Annotated in this window: 16 protein-coding genes and 1 tRNA gene; 3 read left to right on the top strand and 14 right to left on the bottom strand. The window is 37.0% G+C overall.

Annotation, left to right across the window (positions count from 1 at the left end; all coding sequences use genetic code 11):
• Positions 1–114 precede the first annotated feature (114 nt).
• The 8 genes from YQ22_RS11080 to YQ22_RS11045 all read right to left on the bottom strand — a co-directional run bounded on the left by YQ22_RS11080 (position 115) and on the right by YQ22_RS11045 (position 11,894).
• Positions 115–1,944, bottom strand: a complete 1,830-nt coding sequence (locus YQ22_RS11080; protein WP_058103945.1) for a cytochrome c oxidase subunit I — start codon at positions 1,942–1,944, stop codon at positions 115–117.
• 61 nt (positions 1,945–2,005) lie between these two features.
• Positions 2,006–3,109 (bottom strand): cytochrome c oxidase subunit II, encoded by a 1,104-nt coding sequence (locus tag YQ22_RS11075; RefSeq protein WP_071341255.1) that lies wholly within the window; start codon positions 3,107–3,109, stop codon positions 2,006–2,008.
• Between the two features lie 36 nt (positions 3,110–3,145).
• A complete protein-coding gene (locus YQ22_RS11070; protein WP_071341254.1) occupies positions 3,146–4,480 on the bottom strand; it encodes a quinol:cytochrome C oxidoreductase in 1,335 nt (444 codons plus the stop codon).
• Between the two features lie 15 nt (positions 4,481–4,495).
• Positions 4,496–5,056 carry a c-type cytochrome gene (locus tag YQ22_RS11065; protein WP_071341253.1) on the bottom strand — a complete coding sequence of 187 codons (561 nt, stop codon included), beginning with the start codon at positions 5,054–5,056 and terminating at the stop codon, positions 4,496–4,498.
• A 2-nt stretch (positions 5,057–5,058) separates the two neighbouring features.
• On the bottom strand, positions 5,059–5,589 hold the full coding sequence (locus YQ22_RS11060) for a DUF3341 domain-containing protein (protein ID WP_058103949.1): 531 nt from the start codon (positions 5,587–5,589) through the stop codon (positions 5,059–5,061).
• Positions 5,590–5,591: 2 nt separating this feature from the next.
• Positions 5,592–7,337, bottom strand: a complete 1,746-nt coding sequence (nrfD, locus tag YQ22_RS11055) for an NrfD/PsrC family molybdoenzyme membrane anchor subunit (protein ID WP_083414238.1) — start codon at positions 7,335–7,337, stop codon at positions 5,592–5,594.
• A 32-nt stretch (positions 7,338–7,369) separates the two neighbouring features.
• A complete protein-coding gene (locus tag YQ22_RS11050; RefSeq protein WP_071341252.1) occupies positions 7,370–10,489 on the bottom strand; it encodes a TAT-variant-translocated molybdopterin oxidoreductase in 3,120 nt (1,039 codons plus the stop codon).
• A 34-nt stretch (positions 10,490–10,523) separates the two neighbouring features.
• Positions 10,524–11,894 (bottom strand): c-type cytochrome, encoded by a 1,371-nt coding sequence (locus YQ22_RS11045; RefSeq protein ID WP_071341251.1) that lies wholly within the window; start codon positions 11,892–11,894, stop codon positions 10,524–10,526.
• Positions 11,895–12,126: 232 nt separating this feature from the next.
• On the opposite strand from YQ22_RS11045, the gene YQ22_RS11040 reads away from it, so the two are divergent.
• The gene (locus tag YQ22_RS11040) at positions 12,127–12,498 is read left to right on the top strand and encodes an SPOR domain-containing protein (RefSeq protein WP_058103952.1); all 372 of its coding nucleotides are present in this window, start codon (positions 12,127–12,129) and stop codon (positions 12,496–12,498) included.
• 55 nt (positions 12,499–12,553) lie between these two features.
• Here YQ22_RS11040 and infB read toward each other — a convergent pair whose 3' ends face one another.
• From infB to rimP, 3 genes are read right to left on the bottom strand one after another with little or no spacing between them, the layout of a single operon-like run.
• Entirely contained in the window at positions 12,554–15,379 is a 2,826-nt protein-coding gene (gene infB / locus YQ22_RS11035) for a translation initiation factor IF-2 (RefSeq protein ID WP_071341250.1), read from the bottom strand.
• Between the two features lie 42 nt (positions 15,380–15,421).
• Positions 15,422–16,654, bottom strand: coding sequence for a transcription termination factor NusA (gene nusA / locus YQ22_RS11030; protein WP_058103954.1), 1,233 nt, complete (start codon positions 16,652–16,654; stop codon positions 15,422–15,424).
• 12 nt (positions 16,655–16,666) lie between these two features.
• Positions 16,667–17,128 carry a ribosome assembly cofactor RimP gene (rimP, locus tag YQ22_RS11025; protein ID WP_071341249.1) on the bottom strand — a complete coding sequence of 154 codons (462 nt, stop codon included), beginning with the start codon at positions 17,126–17,128 and terminating at the stop codon, positions 16,667–16,669.
• Positions 17,129–17,349: 221 nt separating this feature from the next.
• Between rimP and YQ22_RS11020 the strand changes: the two genes are divergently transcribed.
• On the top strand, positions 17,350–18,675 hold the full coding sequence (locus YQ22_RS11020) for a cation:proton antiporter domain-containing protein (RefSeq protein WP_071341248.1): 1,326 nt from the start codon (positions 17,350–17,352) through the stop codon (positions 18,673–18,675).
• A gap of 24 nt (positions 18,676–18,699) precedes the next feature.
• Here YQ22_RS11020 and YQ22_RS11015 read toward each other — a convergent pair whose 3' ends face one another.
• Together YQ22_RS11015 and YQ22_RS11010 are read right to left on the bottom strand one after the other, a co-directional pair.
• Positions 18,700–19,032, bottom strand: a complete 333-nt coding sequence (locus tag YQ22_RS11015) for a hypothetical protein (protein WP_058103957.1) — start codon at positions 19,030–19,032, stop codon at positions 18,700–18,702.
• A 254-nt stretch (positions 19,033–19,286) separates the two neighbouring features.
• Positions 19,287–19,357 (bottom strand) — tRNA-Gln (locus YQ22_RS11010).
• Between the two features lie 169 nt (positions 19,358–19,526).
• On the opposite strand from YQ22_RS11010, the gene YQ22_RS11005 reads away from it, so the two are divergent.
• Positions 19,527–22,877, top strand: coding sequence for a glycosyltransferase family 117 protein (locus YQ22_RS11005; protein WP_071341247.1), 3,351 nt, complete (start codon positions 19,527–19,529; stop codon positions 22,875–22,877).
• A 51-nt stretch (positions 22,878–22,928) separates the two neighbouring features.
• Here YQ22_RS11005 and YQ22_RS11000 read toward each other — a convergent pair whose 3' ends face one another.
• Positions 22,929–23,225 (bottom strand): thioredoxin family protein, encoded by a 297-nt coding sequence (locus YQ22_RS11000; protein WP_058103959.1) that lies wholly within the window; start codon positions 23,223–23,225, stop codon positions 22,929–22,931.
• Between the last annotated feature and the right edge of the window lie 73 nt (positions 23,226–23,298).

The following is a 23,298-nucleotide window of genomic DNA, read 5'->3' as shown; positions in this document are numbered from 1 at the left end:
AATGAAGGTATTTAAATTTATGCAATAATAGAACAACTTAATAATATCCCATTAGTAATATAAAAAAAAGCCCAACTAAGTATAGTTGGGCTTTTATATAGAATATGATATTTTCTAGTGATTCAATTCCTCTTCATTTTCTTGCAAAGGAATATGTTGTGGTACGTAATCCTGACCAGCAATGATATACTCACCGTTCTCATAGACCTTACTATAATCATAAGCCCATCTATGTACCTCAGGTATTGGTCCATCCCAGTTACCATGCACATGCTTTTGATCTGTTGTCCATTCCAATGTGTTGGATTTCCATGGATTTTTAGGACCTACTTTACCATAGAATATGCTATAGATAAAGTTAGCAACGAATACTAATTGAGCTGCAGCTGCAATAATAGCGAAAACAGTCATTAATACTTGAATATTAGTTAACTCATCGAACATAGGAAAAGCAGTGTTTTCATAGTACCTTCTTGGAACACCAGCCATACCGACAAAATGCATTGGGAAGAAAACACCATAAGCACAAACAGCAGTTACCCAAAAATGAACATAACCAAGATTCTTATTCATTAATTTTCCTTCAAACATTTTAGGGAACCAGTGATAAACTCCGGCAAAAAGACCATAAAGTGCAGATATACCCATTACCAAGTGGAAGTGAGCTACAACGAAATACGTATCGTGAACGTTAATATCCAAAGTACTATCTCCTAATACTATACCCGTTAAACCACCCGTAATAAAGGTAGATACCAAGCCAATTGAAAACAACATAGCCGGATTCAACTGAAGGTTACCCTTCCATAAAGTAGTAATATAGTTAAACGCTTTTACCGCTGATGGTATAGCAATTAATAGGGTTGTAAACGTAAATACAGATCCAAGGAACGGATTCATACCAGATATGAACATATGGTGACCCCAAACAATGGTAGACAAGAAAGCAATTGCCATAATTGAAGCAATCATAGCTCTATAACCAAAAATTGGTTTACGAGCATTAGTTGACATTACTTCTGAGGTTATACCCAGTGCCGGCAATAAAACAATATACACCTCTGGGTGACCCAAGAACCAAAATAAGTGCTCAAATAAAACTGGAGAACCTCCTTGGTAGTGTAAAACTTCACCTTGAATAAATATATCTGACAAGAAGAACGAAGTACCAAAACTTCTATCCATGATCAAAAGTAATGCTGCTGACAATAGAACAGGGAAGGAAATCACACCAATAATGGCTGTAATAAAGAATGCCCAGATAGTCAAAGGTAATCTAGTCATTGACATTCCTTTTGTTCTAAGATTAATTACGGTTACAATATAGTTCAATGAACCAATAAGAGAAGACGCAATAAATATTGCCATAGACACCAACCACAATGTCATACCCATACCAGAGCCTGGTTGCGCCATTGGCAGTGCACTTAATGGAGGATAAATTGTCCAACCCGCTGCGGCAGGTCCTGCTTCTACAAACAATGAAATAATCATTATAATACTAGATACAAAAAACATCCAAAAAGAAACCATGTTAAGGAATCCTGATGCCATATCTCGTGCACCAATTTGTAATGGAATCAAAAGGTTACTGAATGTACCACTTAAACCTTGCGTAAGTACAAAAAATACCATGATTGTACCGTGCATGGTAACCAAGGCAAGATAAACATCAGCATCCATAACTCCTCCAGGAGCCCATTTACCCAATAATGCCTCAAATACCGGAAAAGATTCACCTGGCCAAGCCAATTGCATTCTAAACAATAAAGACATTGCAATACCAATGAAACCCATTACCAATACACCCATGATAAAATATTGCTTAGCAATCATTTTATGGTCTTGGCTAAAGATGTACTTTGTTACAAAAGTTTCTTTATGATGATGTCCATGATCGTCGTGTCCGTGATCATCTACATGTGCATGTGCTGTTGCTGACATAATCGTAATCTTATTTTTATTAATTTTCTTTAAATAGCTAAAATGACTTAAGAATAAAAGATTATTCTCCTACTGATACTGCGCTTAATGAATGAACTTCAGGACTAGATTCATCTTTCATTACCGTTTCGGCAAATGTTGATTGGCTCTTCATCCATGCATTATATTCCTCTTCGGTCTCTACGATAATCTTCATTTGCATATTGTAGTGAGATTTACCACAAATTTTGTTACATAACAAAATGTAATCAAACTGCCATGGATCTATAGTTTCACCTGTAGCAGCTGACTTCTCCGCGCGTATTTTATTTGTTCTTTTCACCTTATCCATGACATCTGGATTGGTTCTCATTTCCTCAGTAGTATAAATTGGTGTAAAAGAAAACTCAGTGATCATACCTGGCACACAGTTCATTTGTGCTCTAAAATGTGGCATATATGCAGAATGCAGTACATCTTGTGAACGCATTTTAAAGTTCACTTTTCTACCTACTGGCAAGTGAAGCTCTTTAACGATAACATCATCATGTGCATATGTATCAGCTTCATCCAAACCTAATACGTTAGCCTTGTCAATATCGATCATTCTAACATTTGCTCCACCTAAAACATTATCATCACCACCATACCTAGCAGTCCAATTAAACTGTTGCGCATATAACTCAACGATTAGTGGATCATCCTCATCATTTACATCCATTATAGTGGTCCAAGTATATAAACCCCACAAAATAAGACCTGCCAAAACAATTACAGGAATTATTGTCCAGATAAATTCTAAACGATCATTATCAGCATAAAACAAAGCTTTTTGACCTTCCTTACCAGCATATTTATATCCAAAATAATGAAGTAATGCCTGAGTTATTGTTTGTACAATAAAAATGATAATGAAGGAAACCAACATTAAGTTGTCATACTCTTCACCATGTGCAGAACCCGCTTCAGGCAATAAAAATTTACCATATTTCCAGAAACTGAAAATGGTAATTCCGTATATGAAGACCAAGAACCCAAATAACATATATCCGTTATTCTTGTTATCGGTATCAGTAGCTATCTCGTACTTAGTAGTTTTAAGCTGTGATAATTCAAAGATTTTAGTCAATTGCCAAATGGCAATTGCTACAAGAACAAGAACAGCTAAAGTCAATAATGTCGTCATCGTATATATAAATGTTATACTTTACTTATTAATCTATTAATAGTGAAAGTGTCTACTTTCTTCAATAAACGGATTTCTCTTTGGTTGTAAAGGTGCTGTAGAGAGCGCTCTGAACACCCAGAATATAAACAATCCAGCGAAAAATAATACAGAACCTATTTCAGGAATACCAATGTACCAGTTCTTACCAACTGTTGATGGCATGATCGCATTAAAGATATCCATATAATGTCCTGCCAAAATTACTATACCTGTTAATATTACAAACCAGTTAATTCTTTTGTAATCACTATTCATTAGCAAAAGTACTGGGAACAAAAAGTTCATAGCAACCATACCAAAGAAAGGTAGTTTATAATCCGCTATTCTAGTCACATAATAAGTAACCTCTTCCGGTATATTAGAGTACCATATCAACATGAACTGTGAAAACCATAGGTAGGTCCAAAAAATACTAATACCGAACATAAACTTAGCCAAATCATGAATGTGACTATCATTAACATCTGGCAAAAGACCTTTTGATTTAAGATAAATGGTAACCATAGCAATCACTGTAATCCCAGACACAAACATACTTGCGAATATGTACCATCCGAACAATGTACTAAACCAGTGTGGCTCTACACTCATAATCCAATCCCAAGACATAATTGACTCAGAAATAAGATAGAATACCAAGAAAGCTGCAGATATTCTAAAATTCAATTTAAAATTAGCGTTATCGTCAGACTCATCCTGAGCTAAAGATAATCTTCTAGAGTATTCTCTATATCCGATCCAACCTGCTAAGAAAATTGCAGCTCTTATTAAAAAGAATGTTGGATTCAAATATCCAGATTTACCCTGCAATAAGTGATCATGAGCAACTACATCTGCATCCATCCAAATAAATAAATGGTTCATATGTAATACAGAAAGCAACAATATAACGAACACAATAATTCCTCCTGGAACTAGGTATGCCGTAATTGCCTCCATTACCCTAAACAATAATGGCGACCAACCTGCCTGCGCTGCTCTTTGTATAGCATAGAAAGCCAAAACACCTAAAGCAATCATCATAAAGAAGAAAGCTGCAACATATAAAGCTGACCAAGGTCTATTCTTTAATTGATCTAACAAATGCTGATCATGAGAAGAATCGTGCTCCTCACCATGAGAATCTGCAACAGCATGATCATTTTCCTTTACCGCATGTTCTGCTTCAGCTCCATGTGCATCACCATGACCTTCATCATGACTTGCTACCATTTCTTTCGCTTCTGCTATAGTTCCAGGAGCCATAACAAATCCGCCAATAATTCCTAATGCACCTACTATCATTAGAACTATGGAAGCTATTTTAAGTCTATTTGAAAACGTATACATAGTATTGCTTACCTATTATTTGGTTAAATCTTGTTTCAATTTCATCACATATTCCGATACTTGCCACATCTCTTCAGTATTCATTTGAGAAGCATAAGACCCCATTGAATTCAATCCATAATGGATTGTATAATACGTAGATCCAACCGTCAAGTTTCTTACCGGGTCCGCATAACTAGGAACACCTAATATTTTTTCTCTTTTTACAAGTGTACCTTGCCCATCACCTTTATCACCATGACAAATAGCACAATAAATAGTGTAAAGTTGACCACCTTTCGCCAAGTTCTTTTCTACACTCATAGAATCTAATGGACTTGACTGAAGCCTAGCCAACTCTTTGCCCTCAGGGGAGTTTTCAATTTCATATGGCAACCACCCTCTATTAATTGTATTCGCCGGTGGCAACATAGCTTCGGACTGGTTTGGTAAAAAATCTGCCTCGCTGTAAGCCTCATAACCTACAGACTCATACATGTTAGGCATATACTGATAATTAGGAACACTATCATCTTGACAAGAAGTTGCCACAATAGCTAGACCGAATATTATTGCTAATTTCTTAAAACTGTTCATATTTAATGACTGTTTTTTTCTGATATACTAATTTCAACTGCACCAGTATTCATTAATAAATCTCTTAATTCTTGCTCGTTGTCATGGATTTCAATCTCCATTAAAAAGTGATCATCCGTTGTTCTTACATCCGGATTTTCTGCTTCTTTAAAAGGCCACAATCTACTTCTTAGGTAAAAAGTTATTACCATTAAGTGAGCCGCAAAGAAAACCGTTAATTCAAACATAATAGGCACAAAAGCCGGCATGTTCTCCAAATAGCTAAAACTTGGTTTACCACCTATATCTTGAGGCCAATCTTCTATCATGATAAAGTTCATCATTAAAACCGCCACTGTTAAACCTACACAACCGTATAAAAAAGCAGTGATAGCTATTCTAGTTGGCGCTAAACCCATAGCCTTATCAAGACCGTGTACAGGAAAAGGACAATAAACCTCCTCTATATGAAGCTTTGCCGCTTTAACCTTTTTAACGGCAAGCATTAGCACATCATCATCGTCGTAAAAAGCATGTATAACCTTAGATGCCATATTTATCTTTTGTTATTTAATAAAATTGATGCTTGTCCTGCCCAGTCATCACGTTGTGCTCTACCTGGGAAAGAACCTGTAATTGAATCTAAAAGATCATACTCGCTTTCAGTCATTCTAGCGACTTGAGCAAATGTATAGATTCCTATTTCATTTAAAGTAGCCTCCATTTGCGGCCCTATACCTTTAACTTTCTTCAAATCATCCGCCTCTTGTGTAGCAGGATCAAAAGTACCCACAGCACTCAACAAATCGGAAACACCTACTTTATCACCGACAGATGGTACAACTTCACCCATCAATACATCATCAGTTACTGTTTCCTTCACCTCCATTTTAGCCGTTGAGATTTGATATAGAGGTTTCCCAGCATCTCTTAACACTTTGTATTTTTCACCAGAAGATTTCAATATAGATTTCACTTCTGCCTGAGCAATTACAGGGAATGTTCTAGAATATAATAAGAACAATACAAAGAAGAAACCAATGGTACCAATAAATATTCCAATATCAACAAATGTTGGTGAGAACATTGTCCATGATGATGGAAGATAATCCCTATGTAATGATGTAACGATAATTACGAATCTTTCGAACCACATACCTATGTTTACCACAATAGAGATAAAGAAAGAGAACATGATACTTGTTCTTAATTTCTTGAACCACATGAACTGTGGAGAGAACACATTACAAGTCATCATTGACCAGTAAGCCCACCAGTAAGGTCCGGTTGCTCTGTTCAAGAATGCATACTGCTCATATTCCACACCAGAATACCATGCCATGAACAACTCGGTAATGTAGGCACAACCCACAATTGAACCAGTTAACATGATTACGATATTCATTAATTCAATATGCTGAACCGTAATATAGTTTTCTAGGTGACACACCTTTCTCATGATGATCAACAAAGTATTTACCATAGCGAAACCAGAGAAGATAGCCCCTGCAACGAAATATGGTGGAAAGATTGTTGTATGCCAACCCGGGATTACCGAAGTAGCAAAGTCAAAAGATACAATGGTATGTACAGATAGTACCAAAGGAGTTGCCAAACCAGCAAGTACTAAAGACACTTCCTCAAAACGTTGCCAATCTTTTGCGCGACCGCTCCATCCAAAACTCAATAAGCTATAAATTTTCTTTTGAAAAGGCAATACCGCTCTATCACGAATCATTGCAAAATCCGGTAACAAACCTGTCCACCAGAATACTAATGAAACAGAAAGATATGTTGAAATCGCAAATACATCCCAAAGAAGCGGAGAGTTAAAGTTTACCCACAATGACCCAAATTGGTTTGGAATTGGAAGTACCCAGTAAGCTAACCATGGACGACCCATGTGTATAATTGGAAACAAACCAGCTTGAACAACTGAGAAGATTGTCATCGCCTCTGCAGAACGGTTAATAGCCATTCTCCATTTTTGACGGAACAATAATAATACTGCAGAAATCAGAGTTCCTGCATGACCGATACCTACCCACCAAACGAAGTTGGTAATATCCCAAGCCCAGTTTACAGATTTGTTAAGACCCCAAGTACCGATACCGGTAGAGACCGTATAAATAATACAACCTACTCCCCAAAGAAATGCCACTAAGGCAATGGAAAAAACTATCCACCAGTGCTTGTTAGCTCTACCTTCTACAGGAGCAGCTATATCCACAGTTACATCGTGGTAGCCTTTGTCTCCAGTTACTAGGGGTTTACGTATAGGTGCTTCGTAATGCGACGCCATAGACTTTTGTTATAATTACTTTCTACTATTGTTTATGCTTCGTTGGTGTTTCTAACCTTAACGTGATAGAAAACATTTGGTTGAGTTCCTACATGCTCCAATAAATGATACATACGGTCACTCGCTTTTAATTCTGATACTTTACTCTTCTCATCATTAACATCACCAAATACAATGGCTCCATTACTACATGCAGAAGAACAAGCCGTTTGGAATTCTCCATCTTTAATAACACGACCATCTCTTTTAGCATCAAGAATTGTTTTTTGTGTTTTTTGAATACACATAGAACATTTCTCAATAACACCTCTTGAACGAACGTTAACATCAGGGTTCAATACCATTTTACCCAAATCATTGTTCATATGGAAATCAAACTCGTCATTATTATTATATAAGAACCAGTTAAACCTACGTACTTTATATGGACAGTTGTTTGCACAATATCTTGTACCTACACATCTGTTGTAAGCCATTTGATTTTGACCTTGTCTTCCATGTGAAGTTGCCGCTACAGGACATACAGTTTCACAAGGAGCATGGTTACAGTGCTGACACATAACCGGTTGGAATGCTACCTGAGGATTAGCGGAGGGATCTTCCAACTCACCAAAACCACCTAATGAACCATTATCACCAGACAAACCATCAAAGCCATCTTTTTTAGCGTTGTCACCTTCAAAAGTTTCTTCTGAAGAATAATATCTATCAATACGCAACCAGTGCATATCCCTAGACTTTCTTACTTCAGCCTTACCAACAACAGGAACGTTGTTTTCAGCATGACAAGCAATAACACAAGACCCACAACCAGTACAAGCATTCAAATCGATAGACATGTTAAAATGATGTCCTATTGTACGATCAAAACTATCCCACAAATCAACAGATGTAGCAGGAACCTCTTGGTGATCTAAAGACACCACCGGAACTTCATTCCATTCAGCGTGATCTTTTGTATTAAATATCTCTAAAGTAGTTTCTTTAATGATATCACCTCTACCCATAAGTGTTTTATGTAATTGAATACAAGCAAACTCATGATTACCCGCAACTTTTTCAACACTTACGGATTGAATGTTACTAAACCCTTCGTAAAGCTTAAAAGCATTTACTCCGGTCTGCATTTCCTCTTTTAAACCTACAGTTTTACCATAACCAAAAGAAAGACCTACAGTACCTTTTGCCTGCCCCGGCTGAACAACCACAGGAACTTTATCAAGACTAACACCGTTCACGGTAAGCTTAACATAGTTACCATCCATTCCACCGTTAGCAACATTTACATTTTCTACACCTAACTCAGCAGCATCGGCTTTTGAAATAGTCACATAGTTATCCCAAGAAACCCTTGTGATCGGATCAGGGAATTCTTGCAACCAAGGGTTACTTGCCTGCTGACCATCACCCATACCTACTTTAGAATACAAAGTAAGCTCCATACCCTCACTAGTGGTATTCGCTAAACTACGCACCGCTGATGCCAAAGAAGAATTCGGTGCAATTTCTGCCTCATCTTCAACTACATTAACATCTTGCACAACACCTTCAGCACCAACAACCATGGTGTCAGCTGTAAAGACACCATCTTGCAATGCCTGGTTCCAACTTGCACCATTAAGCACACTGCTAGACCAAGTATCTTTTATATAATCATAATACGTTTGCTCACTTCCCAGTAATTCTAAAACAACCGACTGAAATTGCTTAGTATCAAATAATTCTTTAATTGTAGGTTGCATTAAACTATAATGCCCCTTCTTAACTTGAAGATCACCCCAAGATTCTAAATAATGATTTGCAGCACCAACATACTGCACGGCTTCAGTAGTTTCGTTCCAATTTGTCGAAAAAGCAACACTAAGATCCACTTTAGACAAACCTTCCTTGAAATCCGCAGCATTTGGAAGCGAATACATTGGATTCACACCATCCATTAACAAAGCACCTACTCTACCGGCCTTCATATCAGAAATTAAGGCATTTACGCTTTTCACATTACCTTTTCTAATATACTTAGGAGCACTAGCGTCATATGCCTTACTAGACAACATTTCATTTATCACCAATACAACGGACTGGGCATTTACATCATCCAAACCAGTTACCACAACTGCATTAGAACCTGCTTTCTTGATTTCAGTAGCAATAGAATCTACCAATGCATCATATTCGGATGTATTACCACCCACAGAAGTTCCATTTAACTTACCGTACAACTTAGCTAACACCAATTTCTGTGCACTAGGCTTCATAGCTACACGCTTATCTGCATTAGCACCAGTCAAAGACATGTTTGCCTCTATTTGAATATGCCTAGACATTTTACCGTTCTTTGGCACTCGCCCTCTTGAATAAGCAGCATCATAACCACCACCTTGCCAATCAGCAATAAAATCAGCACCAAAAGAAACAATTACTTCAGCTTTCTCAAAATCATAATCAGCTAAAGCTCTTTCACCATACTTATTTTCAAAAGCGGTCAAAGCTGCATCTTCAGAAATTGCATCGTAAGTTACATGAACAACATTTTCATTAGCCGCAACTAAATCAGACATTAAACGGTCAGTTGACGGACTTGCATATGTCTGTGTAAGTACGGCAATCTTTTTTGAAGAACCTTTAAGAGCCCCCATTTTAGATTTTAACGTAGCCTTCAACACATCCCACTCAACAGGCTCTCCGTTTGCCATAGGCCCCTGCAATCTTGTACTGTCGTACAAAGAAAGAACAGAACCCTGAACCCTTGCGTTTGCGGTACCCCCTATTTTAGCCAAAGTGTTATTCTCCACTTTTATAGGACGACCTTCACGCGTCTTTATCAATATACTTGCAAAGTCAAAACCATTTGCAATTGTAGTTGCGTAATAATTAGCAACTCCAGGAACAATATTTTCCGGCAAAACCACATAAGGAATCGATTTTACAACCGGACCTTCACAAGCCGCCAAAGAAGCTGCTGCTGTACTAAACCCAACATACTTTAAAAAATCTCTACGATTGGTATTTGTAGAAGACAATGTTTCCTTATCACCCAAGAAATCATCAACAGGAATCTGCTCCACAAATTCATTCTGCTTAAGCGCCTCAACAATGGAATCGTTAGGATTTAACTCCGCTTCGTTCTTCCAATACTTTTTGTTTGATGCCATACGTATTATCTGTAATTAGCTTCTTAAATTATTATTAATAGTGACACTTACCACATTCCAGACCACCTAATTGTGCTGCTGTCAAATTCTCAACACCGTACTTTTTAGAAAGTTCTGCGTGAATTTTCTCGTAGTACTCATTGCCCTCAACCTTTACATTGGTCTCCCTATGACAATCTATACACCACCCCATAGTTAATGGAGCATATTGGTACATAATTTCCATTTCCTCTACCGGACCATGACAAGTTTGACACTCTACACCAGCAACCGATACGTGCTGAGAGTGATTAAAGTAAGCGAAATCAGGTAAATTATGAATACGAACCCACTCTACCGGCTGGCTTTCACCTGTATATTTTTGGTTTGTTTCATCCCAACCAACAGCTTTATACAATTTCTTAATCTCTCCAGTATAAAACTCATTAGTATACCCATTAGCCAAATCATCTTGAGATGGACCCTCTGGATTACCCGTATACTCATATATAGATTTATGACAATTCATACAAACATTCAAAGAAGGAATACCTGATGTTTTTGAAACCCTTGCAGAAGAGTGACAATACTTACACTCTATCTTATTATCACCAGCATGAATTTTATGAGAATAGTGAATAGGCTGAATAGGCGCATAACCCTGATCAACACCAACCTGCATCATCCAACCATAAGCAAAATATGCACTACCCAAAAGTAAGATTATTGCCGTTACCAAAACCAAAAATTGATTTTGAGCAAAAGCCTTCCAAATTGGAGTTCTTTTAGCAGCCGCTTCTTTTTCAACCACAATGCCGTTCGCCTGAGCAATTCGTTGCAATGTCTTGTTTACCAACAACAACATTATAACCAACAAACCAAAAACAAGCACCAACGCTCCAAGAATAATTTCATTGGAAACACCAGAAGCATCACCTGAACCAGCAGATGCAGTTTCCGCACCTCCGGCAGCAGCAGCTGGAGCAGCCGGTGGTGGCGCAGCGGTATATGCCAAAATATTATCTATATCACTATTTGTCAATGTTGGAAAAGCGGTCATTGCAGCTTGATTGTACTCAGCATATACTTTATTAGCATAAGCATCACCTGACTTAATTACACCTGGACTATTCTTAATCCAAGCATACAACCACTCCCTATCTAAACCTTCATCTTCAGCCAATCTGCTTTCCACATCTTGCAATGCAGGACCTGTCATCTTACGATTTAACGCATGACAAGCAGCACAATTCTGATTAAACAAAGCTTTACCCTTTTTAGCGTCTCCGCCACCTGCGGTTTCAGTAGTCGCAGATTCAGCAGCAGCTTCATCCTGCGCTATTGACGGACTTGCAAAAAACAAAAATGCAATTAGGGATAATCCTAAAATTTTAGAAAACTGATTTCGGTTCGGAACCTTTTTCATATATCGAATATTTCTATCGGAATCTTGGCATGATTTTGGTCATAGATGAAACCAAATTAAAATCCACCAAATGCCTAAATCGGAGACAAAAATACGACATAGACTTTATTTGAAAAATGTTAATGTATCTATAATTTATAATTTAGAAATATTCTAAATAAACAATGATTTATTTGTTTGAACCTTAATAAATTACTTTTGCACAGAAGGAAAATAAAACTTTAAAAAGATTATGAAAACACTAAGTACCCTCGTAATTTTTGCATGTATAACTCAATTTACTTACGCACAGGGTGCAAAAGTAACCATACAGCAAGACCAAAAGATAGACCAACTTCTAGAGGTTTATAAAACATCTTTAAGCAACAATGAGTACTATAGGATACAAGTAGGTTTTGGCAATTACGCCAAAGCGAAAGAAATAAAAGCGAATGTTGAGGAGGACTTTCCTGAATTGGTGTCAAAAATAGATTTTGACTCACCAACCTATCGGGTTAGGGTTGGGAGGTTTACTTCTAAATTGGATGCAGAAAGGAAGTTCAACGAAGTAAGAGTCAAGTACCCTAATGCAATGTTATTAAAACCAAAAAAATCGACCAAATAGGTCGATTTTTTTTGCTTTATCCTATAAGAACAAAACTAATTTCTTAAACAAATTCTTATTTAGATTTTAGTTTCTTCTTCACCGCAACTTCCTGGAATGCTTCAACAATATCACCTTCAATAATATCATTATAGTTCTTTATCTGAAGTCCACAGTCATATCCTTTTGCTACTTCTCTAACATCATCCTTAAATCGTTTTAAAGAAGCCAACGTACCAGTATAGATTACCACACCATCACGTATTAATCTAATATTAGAGTTTCTAAAGATTTTACCACTTGTTACCATACAACCTGCAATAGTACCTACCTTAGAAATCTTAAAGGTTTCTCTAATCTCAGCTGTACCAGAAATTTCTTCTTTCATTTCAGGTGACAACATACCTTCCATTGCATCTTTAAGGTCATTGATCGCAGAGTAAATAATAGAGTACATACGGATATCTATCTCCTCTTTCTCGGCAATTGCTTTTGCATTACCCATTGGTCTTACGTTAAAACCAATAATAACCGCATCAGAAGCCGAAGCCAATAACACATCAGATTCAGTTATAGGACCTACGGCCTTATGTATAATATTTACCTGAATTTCATCTGTAGACAATTTCTGGAAAGAATCTGTAAGTGCCTCAACAGAACCATCAACATCACCTTTAAGTATAATATTAAGCTCTTTGAAATCACCTAGTGCAATTCTACGTCCAATTTCATCTAACGTTATGTGACGTTGTGTTCTAACAGATTGTTCTCGTTGTAATTGAGATCTTCTAGAGGCAATTTGTTTTGCTTCACGCTCATCTTCCAATACATAGAATTTATCCCCTGCTTGAGATGCACCATCTAAACCTAAAATTGAAATTGGAGTAGACGGACCTGCCGCTTTAATATTGTTCCCCCTTTCATCTTGCATTGCCTTGATCTTACCACTTGTGGTACCGGCCAATACATAATCTCCAATTTTAAGAGTACCCGACTGAACCAATACTGTAGACACATAACCCTTTCCTTTATCAAGGAATGCCTCAACAACCGTACCGGTAGCAAGCTTATCCGGGTTTGCTTTAAGCTCTAACAACTCGGCCTCCAACAATACCTTCTCCAATAATTCTTTTACCCCTAAACCTGTTTTGGCAGAAATATCATGAGATTGAATTTTACCACCCCAATCTTCTACCAATAAATTCATTTGGGCCAAACCTTCCTTAATCTTATCTGGATTAGAAGTTGGCTTATCTATTTTGTTTATAGCAAAAACAATAGGAACACCTGCTGCTTGCGCATGACTAATAGCCTCCTTGGTCTGTGGCATAATATCATCATCTGCCGCAACCACAATAATTGCTATATCGGTAACTTGTGCACCTCTAGCACGCATAGCGGTAAACGCTTCGTGACCAGGAGTATCCAAGAATGCAATACGCTCACCGTTCTCTAAGGTTACCCCATATGCACCAATGTGCTGGGTAATACCACCACTTTCTCCTGCAATAACATTTTCCTTACGGATGTAATCCAATAAAGATGTTTTACCGTGATCAACGTGACCCATTACAGTAACGATAGGAGCCCTATGTTCCAAATCTTCCGGAGCATCTTCCTCTTCTACAATACTTTCTTCTATATCCGCAGTAACAAAATCTACTTCATACCCAAATTCTTCAGCTACAATAGACAATGTTTCAGCATCTAAACGCTGATTCATGGTTACCATTATACCAAGAGACATACAAGCCGAGATTATCTCGGTAGTAGAAACTCCCATCATGGTAGCCACCTCACTAGCGGTAACGAACTCGGTCACCTTAAGAATTTTGTTCTCTAATTCTTGTTTTTCAAGATCCTTCTCCGTTTGCTCACGGTGTTGATCTCTTTTACTTCTTCTATACTTAGCACCTTTACCCTTTTTAGACTTACCTTGAAGTTTCTCTAGGGTTTCACGTACTTGCTTTTGAACATCTTCTTCAGTAGGCTCAACTTTTGCCACAGGAGCAAACCTTCCTCTACCTTTATTTCTATCACCAGAGCCACTGTTTCTATTTTGACCAGGACCAGAAGTATTTTTAGTTACAATTCTTCTTCTACGCTTTTTACGGTCAGTATTAGATTTGTCTGCAGCTTTTTTATCTTCTTTCTTCTTCTTAGGCTTCTCAAACTTACTAAGGTCAATTTTTTCACCTGCAATTTTAGGACCTGATAATTTTTGATATTGGGTCTCTATTGTTTTTGGTGTATCATCTTCTGGAGCAGATTCTGCTTCAGTAGTTTTAACCTCCTCTTTCTTAGGCGCTTCCTTTTTTGGCTGTTCGGCTTTAGGCGTCTCAACTTTAGGACCTTCTTTCTTATCCTCTGTTTTTTGAACAGGTTGAGAAACTATTTTGGGTCCTTGCAGAACCACTTTTCTAGTTTCTTTAACCTCTACCTTTGGTGCAGCTTTTTCTTCAACCTTAGGAGCAACTTTCTCCTCAGCTTTAGGAGTTTCCTTCACCGGCTCTTCCTCTACTTTTTTCTTAGGATTCAAGTCAATTTTACCAACCATTTTAGGTCCGGCCAATTCAACTTTACCAACCAAAGTTTTGTCTTCAGCTTCAGAATTTCTTCGCTCACGGGCCAAGCGACGATCTTCCTGTTCTTTTTCCAATTGAACTCGAATTGCCTCCTTTTCCTTACGTTTTTCCTCTCCAACTTCCTTAGATGCAACTTTTTTACTCTTATCCGTCTGGAACTCGTCAAGTAAAACCTGATAAACATCATCGGAAATTTTAGTGGTAGGCCTCGCTTCCACATCATGTCCTTTCCCATTAAGAAAGTCCACTGCCCTATCCAAGGAAATATTAAGTTCACGAAGAACTTTATTAAGCCTTATTTTTGCATTGTCTGCCATAAATACTGATTCCCGTTCTTTTATTTAAGTGCTAATATATAGCTAATCTTCTAATTCTTCTTTTAGGATACGTACAACTTCTAAAATTGTTTCTTCTTCCAAATCCGTACGTTTCACCAAATCGTCTACATCTTGCTCTAAGACGCTACGAGCTGTATCAAATCCAATCTTCTTGAATTCCTCTATAATCCATGCATCGATTTCATCAGAGAACTCTGTCAACTCAACATCTTCCTCTACACCTTCACGGAATACATCTATTTCATAACCAGTTAATTGACCGGCCAATCTAATATTATGCCCCCCTCTACCAATTGCTTTAGAAACCTCTTCTGGCTTAAGATAAACTTGAGCCGTCATTTTCTCATCGTTCAACTTTACAGAAGATACTCTTGCAGGACTTAATGCCCTTGTTACCAACAATTGTGGATTTGCCGTCCAATTGATAACATCGATATTCTCATTACCTAATTCACGAACTATTCCATGAATTCTTGAACCTTTCATACCAACACAGGCACCTACTGGATCAATACGGTCATCATAAGAATCCACAGCAACTTTAGCTTTCTCTCCTGGTATTCTAACCGCTTTCTTAACCGTGATCAAACCATCAAAAACCTCTGGTATTTCTTGGAAAAACAATTGCTCCAAGAACTTAGGAGAACTTCTTGACATTATGATCGTAGGCTTGGCACCTTTTAATTCTACACTTTCAATAACACCTCTAACATTATCCCCTTTTCTAAAAAAGTCCGAAGGAATTTGTCTATCCTTTGGAAGTATAATCTCATTACCTTCATCATCAAGCAAAATTATTGCCTTATGACGAATATGATGAACCTCTGCAGTATAAATCTCACCTTCTAAATCTTTAAAGTGCTTGTAAATTGTTGTATTATCGTGCTCATGAATTTTCGAGATCAAATTTTGACGCAATGCCAAAATAGCTCTTCTACCCAAGTCAATTAACTTTACTTCTTCAGACACATCTTCACCAACTTCAAAATCAGGCTCTATTTTACGAGCAGCGGACAATGAAATTTCCTCATTCGGCTCTTCAACCTCACCATCATTAACAACGATACGGTTTCTCCAAATCTCCAAATCACCTTTATCTGGGTTAATAATGATATCAAAGTTATCATCTGAACCAAACTTCTTTTTCAGCGCATTTCTAAAAACATCTTCCAAAATGGCCATCAATGTTACCCTGTCTATGAACTTATCGTCCTTAAACTCTGAGAAAGATTCAATTAACGCAATATTTTCCATTGGTAATTACAATTAAAATTTTAATACAACTTTTGCTTTAATAATATCTGAAAAATTTACTTCTTCTTTTTTCTGAACGGTCACTTTGCCTTTACCTATTGGCTTAGGCTCCCTAGCTTTCCACTCCAACACAATAGATTCATCGTTAACGGCAGTTAAATTGCCTTCAAATTTATCATCGTTGGTACGAACTTCCAGCTTACGCCCAATATTTTTTAAATATTGACGAGGCATAACCAAAGGTGCAGCCGCTCCAGCAGAGGCAACCTCTAAAGAAAAATCATGTTCATCACGGTCTAAATTATGTTCAATAGCCCTACTTATCTTAATACAATCACTGACCGTAACCCCATGGTCACCGTCTATTACCACATGAATGCTATTATCTGCACCCATTGTAAAATCGATTAAAAACAGGGAGGGATCTTCTTGAAGACCTTGTTCCAATAATTCTTTTACTTTTTCCTTTAGCATAAACAATAAGTAATAAAAGAGGGGACTAATTGTCCCCTCATGAATACTTTTATATCCTTTCAGCATTGCAAATATACAACAAAATTAATTTCCTACAATACCACACCCGCACCTAATTCGTTCATTTTGAAAACAATTAATAAAATAATAAATCTTCATTAGATTACCGCATTTTAGAAATTATATTATTTTTAACAGAACACCAACCAAAACAACACCTGATGGAAATTCTATCTTCGTACAACCTAATAATAGGAGCATCCTTAATTGTAGTATTATCATTCTTTTTTAACGGAATTTCCAAGAAAACGAACATACCGGCGGTTTTAATGCTAATTGTATTAGGCATACTTATTAAAATAACGCTTGAATTTTTCATTCCTGAAATACCAGACTTTAAAGGCTCTTTAGAAATTTTAGGTACCGTGGGCCTCATTATGATAGTGCTTGAAGCAGCTTTAGAACTAGAACTGAAAAGAGAAAAGTTATGGCCCATAATTAAATCTATGGCCGTTGCATTAATTGGCTTAGTGGGCTCTGCATATGTAGCAGCATTGATTTTACACCAATTTATACCGAACATGACCATGCAATCCGCATGGCTTTACGCAACCCCTTTATCCATATTATCCAGCGCCATAATTATTCCGAGCGTAGGCGGATTAGCTGAAGAAAAAAAGGAATTTCACATCTATGAAAGCACATTTTCTGATATAATGGGCATAATGATGTTCTATTTTTTAACCGGTAAATTAAACCCCGCAGAAGATACAGGCGTCTCGGGCTTTGCCTTAAACCTAGTTCTTACCATAGTTATCGCCCTTGTAGCCAGTTACGCGATAATATTGGTATTCCAAAAAATTAAAAGTCAGGCTAAACTATTCCTTCTCATAGCGGTACTTCTTTTACTATACGCCATCGGTAAAAAGATGCATTTGTCTTCTTTAATAATCATCCTCGTTTTTGGACTTATCGTAAAGAATGTAAACTTGTTTTTTCCTGGTAAGACCAAAATCTTCTTGGAGTCTGAACGAATGCAACAAATATATCACGAGCTACATATAATAACACTGGAAACTGCTTTTGTAGTCCGGACTTTCTTCTTTGTTATATTTGGAATCACCATTGTGCTTTCAACATTGTTAAGTATCAATGTCGCAATTGTTAGCCTACTCATTATCGCATCTATCTACGCCATACGTTTTCTGGTTTTAATGATATTTTTAGGGAAGGATATGCTACCACAATTATTTATTGCTCCAAGAGGCCTTATAACAGTTCTTCTATTTTATGCAATACCTAGCGAAACTCAAATTGAAGGGTTTGAATCTGGCATATTGCTGTTCGTGATTATTGCCACAAGTTTAGTAATGACCTGGGCAATGATAAAGGACAAACGAAAAATGGGCACTTTACTAGACGAAATAGATGAAGAAATTACTGAAAGAAATTTAACAGAAGATGCTATAAGGGCTTCTGAAGCCATCGCACCTACCGAAACTGAAGGAGAAAACCCCCAGACGGACATATTTGAAAATAACCGTTAAATCTTAAAACACAAGCTCCGCTTCTTATTGAGGTCCAAAAGAAGCATGTTGTTCTTGGTGTTCACCGTAAGCTTGTGGTTCGGTATTTTCCAAACTATCCACCTCTTTACGAAAACGAAGTATCATTAAAGTATCTAATTCTTGATCAATGCTATCTTTTAGCACTCGCCAGTTACTAGAGTTCATTTTATTATTATACTCCATGATTTTATTGAACCGCTCTAAATTATAACGATTGGCCTTCCAAGCATGAGCGGTACTTTCTTCATGTTTCACATCTTGCAAATAGAATCCTATTCCAAATCCAAGCACAACAACGACCAATAATATCTTTAAAACTTTTGGAGAGAGTTTCATAAGGTTAAGTTCTTTAGGGTACTAAAGTATATAATAACAACACCGAAATGGTTTCTTTTCCGATGAATTTGTAACGTTATTAGATTAAATGTACAAAAATACTGACACACTGTTAACCATTTCTTCACATTAGGATACCTAAATTGTATCATTTGCCAAATTTTGCACAAATTTACCACTAGAGAAATGACAAAGGTCATAAAAACAAAAAATCCTAACATCAATTGACATTAGGACTTTATTTGTTCTCTTAGTTGGCCCACAAGGACTCGAACCTTGAATGACGGTACCAAAAACCGGAGTGTTACCATTACACCATGGGCCAATACCTTTTTAAGAGGCTGCAAATTTAAAACAAAGTTTGGTTTCACCAAATATTTTTTAAAGTAAAAATTGAAAAAATCTTTATTGCCTCATGTTAAAGGTTTATAAAAATAGTTTATTCCTTTCTATATTAATTAGTAAATTCGCCACTTAGGTTTAACCCAAGCTTCATGTTTTCAAACAACTACCAAAAGTGGAACACCATACTAGGATGGTCCGTATTTTTTATAGCCCTTATAACGTATTATATTACCGTTGAGCCCACTAATAGTTTTTGGGATGCAGGTGAATATATAGCTACCGCTGCCAAATTGCAAGTTGGTCACCCACCGGGGGCACCTCTATTACAAATGATCGGTGCTTTCTTTGCCATGTTCGCATTGGAACCCAATCAAGTAGCTATGATGGTAAATTTAGTATCTGGGGTATCTAGCGCATTTACCATTCTATTCATGTTCTGGACCATTACCAATATCACCAGAAAACTGATAGATAAAGACGGTCCTTTTACCAATAGTAAGGCTATTGCGGTATTTGGAAGTGCTTTAGTAGGATCCCTTGCATTTACCTATTCTGATAGTTTTTGGTTCAACGCGGTGGAAACAGAAGTATACGCCATGGCCAGTTTCATTATGGCACTTTTGTTATGGTTAGGTCTTAAATGGACAGATAATTTAGACGACCCTAGAGGGAATAGATGGATTATATTGATCTCCTTTGTTGTAGGCCTTACTTTTGGTATTCAATTTATGGGCTTTTTGGCTATACCTTCAATTGGTCTACTTTATTATTTTAAAACCTACAAAAAAACAACGGTAAAGAATTTTTTACTGGCTAACATTATCGTCATTGCCATTTTAATGTTGGTATATAAATTCTCATTGACCTACGTACTAAAATTATTTGGATGGGGCGAAGTCTTTTTTATAAACAGTATAGGCTTACCTTTTAATTCTGGATCAATAATCATTGGCCTGTTATTTATTGCCGCTTTTTATTTTGGCTTAAACTATACGCGTAAGAACAATTACAAAACAGCAAACACCATTGTTTTATGTATGATGTTTTTGTTTTTAGGATTTTCTTCATGGCTAATGTTGCCCATAAGGGCAAATGCCAAAGTCGTAATTAACGAAAACAACCCTGAAGATGCGAGAGCTCTTTTAGCGTACTATAACAGGGAGCAATACCCAGGTGTGGATAGTCCCGTTTACGGCACCTATTATTCCGATATGTTTGCAGCACCAGGCGAAGATCAAGACGGCAAACCAAAATATGAAAAAGATTATACGCTAGGTAAATATATAATTGTAAATAAATACAAAGATGCCATTCAAGGTCCAAATCCAAAGCACCAAGGTTTATTACCTAGAATGTGGAGCTCTCAAAATGCAGAGAATTACATGCGCTATTTTGGAGCTTTGGATTTCAGGATTACCCAGCCCAACCAAGAATTAAGACAAGCGGCAGAGCAGGTTAAAATAGGTTTTGCAAATGGCGAAATCGGGGCGGATCAATACATCAGTTTCTTAAAACGTTTTGATGAATACATAGAAGTACAACCGCCAACTTTGTGGGATAACATAAAATACATGATCGAGTTTCAGTTCAACTACATGTATTTACGTTATTTTATGTGGAATTTTGTTGGAAAACAGAATGATGTTCAGGGCCGTTATAATGAAAATGGTAATTGGTTGAGCGGAATCAATTTTATTGATAGCTGGCGTTTAGGTAGTCAAGACAATTTACCTAGTGACATACAAAACAATCCTGGCAGAAACACCTATTTCTTTTTACCATTGATTCTAGGAATTATTGGAATTATTTTTCAAGTATCTAAAGACAAAAGACAATTTTGGGTGCTGCTGATTTTCTTTCTTTTTACAGGGCTGGCAATTCAATTTTACACCAATCCGGGCATCTTTCAGCCACGTGAACGCGACTACTCTTTAGTAGGGTCGTTCTATATTTTTGCCCTTTGGATAGGCATTGGAGTGTATGGTCTTTATGATGGTTTCAAAGATTGGATCACACCAAAAATATTGGCACCTGTTGTAGTCGTTGCTACCTTACTTGCCGTACCAACGGTTATGGCGGTACAAAACTGGGATGATCACGATAGGTCAAATAGATTTACAGCGAATTCATCAGCAAAAGCATATTTAGATTCTTGTCAAGAAGATGTTGGTGCTATACTGTTCACCATTGGAGATAATGATACCTTTCCTATTTGGTATGCCCAAGAAATAGAACATTATAGAACAGATGTGCGCATAGTTTGTACCAGCCTTTTTGAAACAGATTGGTATGTAGATCAAATGAAAGCGGCGGCTTATGAGAGCGCGCCTATACCCTCTCAAATAAACCATGAAAAATACAGATGGGGATCTAGGGACGTATTGTACCACCAAGGCATTACCGAGAATAGATGGCCAATTAAAGATTTTATCAATTGGATCGACAGCGACAAACCTAGAACTAAACTTAAGTATTTATTTGAGCAGAATGGGGCAGATTTAAGTCAGTATTCTGAAGATACGCAAAACATTGTTTACTACCCTACAAACAAAATTAGGGTTCCCGTCAACAAACAGAATGTATTAAGTAGTGGTTTGGTAAAGGAAAAAGATGCCGATTTAATTGTAGATTATATTGATATAGACTTACCTGGCGCCATTACCAAGAAAAGCATGATGATGCTTGATATTTTGGCGAACAACGACTGGAAACGTCCTTTGTACTTTTCTGGAGGAAGTTTTGATGATGCCGAATATCTTTGGATGAAAGACTACTTACAATTAGATGGTTTAGCCTATAAATTAGTACCTATAAGAACAGAAAGACCTAATGCTTTTGAATTAGGTAGAATAGATACCGATCTAATGTATGACATTGTAACCGGTTGGGATTGGGGCAACTCTGGTGGTGATATTTACCATGATACGCAAACACGTATTCAGAGTGTTTCGTTCAGAGGCAATTTGGCGCGCTTAACCGAAGGGCTGATCAAGGAGAACAAAATGGACAAAGCCAAGGATATTATTGAAATATCTTTGACCAATATGCCTGTAGACAAGTTTGGCTATTACACTTTAGTAGAACCATTTATTGATGGTTATTACAAAGTTGGCGAAAGCAATAAAGCCCGTGAGCTTTTTGAAAAACTGAAGAAAAAGTATCAAGAAAGATTGGAATATTATGCCTCTACCAGCTTAGACGAACAATATAATAACATTGATGATATTATCGCCGATATGGAAGCTTACAGGCGCAATATTGATATTGTAATCACAAATGACAGTGAGGATATTGCAGAAAAAGAAACATTGATATTCAATGAGTATATTGACAAGTTTCAACATTTCTATAAAGACGAAGATGATATGGGTATGCCGCAAGATGTATTGGAGTCTAATCCAGACATGATGGATACCATGCCAATATCCGATACTATATTACCAGATAATACCAAAACGGATATATTAGAAGATACAATAGATATTTCTACACAACAATAAGCTTTGGGCGAAAGCCCAAAGTGTTTTAGAAATGAAATGAAGAGAGATAGATTACACGTATTCTTTGAGAATACCAATTAAAGTGTTAGCGTCTTGCTCACCGCTTTGGCGCCAAACCATTTCGCCTTTCTTGTAGATCATTAGCGTAGGCAAACCTTTAACCCGTAAGGCCTGTGAAAGTTCTTTGTTCTTGTCCACATCGATTTTTATAACCTTACCTCTATCACCTAAAGCCGCAGCTACATCTCTAAGTACAGGGTGCATTGCAGTTGACTGTTCGTTCCACTCTGCATAAAAATCCAGAAGAACGGGTACCTTTAAATCTATTAGTTCACCAAATTTGGACATATAAAATACTTTTCTATGTTAGCCAAATGTAGTAAAAATTGTTAAAATACTACTCTTGCCTATCTATTTGTAG

The organism is Maribacter sp. 1_2014MBL_MicDiv (genome assembly GCF_001865655.1).
Classification (GTDB): domain Bacteria; phylum Bacteroidota; class Bacteroidia; order Flavobacteriales; family Flavobacteriaceae; genus Maribacter; species Maribacter dokdonensis.
The sequence above is the reverse complement of the archived record's forward strand: the minus strand, read 5'-3'. Positions and strand labels throughout refer to the sequence as shown.